At 45.2% G+C, this 1028-nt stretch carries 1 protein-coding gene; it reads right to left on the minus strand.

Translation table 11 applies throughout. The features are described 5' to 3' along the window. Window positions 1-1028 (minus strand): ComEC/Rec2 family competence protein (locus R7O13_RS24640; RefSeq protein ID WP_318304906.1); only part of this gene is annotated, 1028 nt, incomplete at both ends.

Consider the following 1028-nt stretch of genomic DNA (forward strand, 5'->3'; position numbering starts at 1 on the left):
TTTTTCAACCAGCACCGCCAACCCATGCCCGACATCAAGCACATCAATACGCCAAGTTTGGTTATCTTGCTTAGGAAACAACCCTGTCATCACAACAATTACACAGACAAACATCCAAACGTAACGAGGCATAACATGTCTTAAAACGAGCACGGCACTCACTACAGCAATAACAAATGTCCACTCGGCACTAAGGGGTTGCCAAGTTCCTATGGCATATCGAACCGACCAACTTAGTGGTACAAGGAACACGTCAAGCAAACACCATAGAACCGTCGCCAACATAGGAAAGAGCAATGACGCAATTAAAGCAGCAAACATGATTGGAACGACAACAAAGCCAAACCAAGGAATGAAAACCAAATTGTAGACTAAAGAAGACCAGCTAAATCCAGAGAAAAAATAGCCACTGATCGGGACAATCAATAAGCTCAGTATCAGTTGAGTCAACAGAAGTATCCGCAACTTTCCCAAACGACCTTCCTTCGAGTCTTGCACTGTGTTAACCGCAAACAAAACGGCACCAACGGATAAATAAGACAGCCAAAAACTCAAACTAAAAGAAGCAAAAGGTTGGAAGAAAAGTTGCAACGCCACAGCCAATAACAGTACGCGCCATGGACTCCAATGAACAAGCCAATACTTCAAAGCAATATAGATGATACAAACAGAAACGGCTCGGGTCGTCGGCAAAGAAAAATCAGCAAGCCAAGCGTAAACAATGGCAAACGCCAACCCACTCACTGATGGCAGAAACCAATATCGCGGCATAACAAGCCGAATAAGCCCACCAAGGGCGAGCCCAAACGTCAATGCCATCCCAATGTGTAGACCAGAAATTGATACAAGATGCAGTAGTCCGCTGTCACGCAGAGACTGCCAATCCTCTTTGGTAAGCCCAGTGCGATCAGCAAAAGCCAGTGCTTTGATTAGAGCAAAGTGCTCAAGGCGAGAAATATCACGCTCAACAGTTTGAATAATCGACTCGCGCCAAGACGAAGAAGTACGAATGGCCCAGTGTGAATCTT

The sequence above is a fragment of the Vibrio sp. Y176 genome, assembly GCF_033438945.1.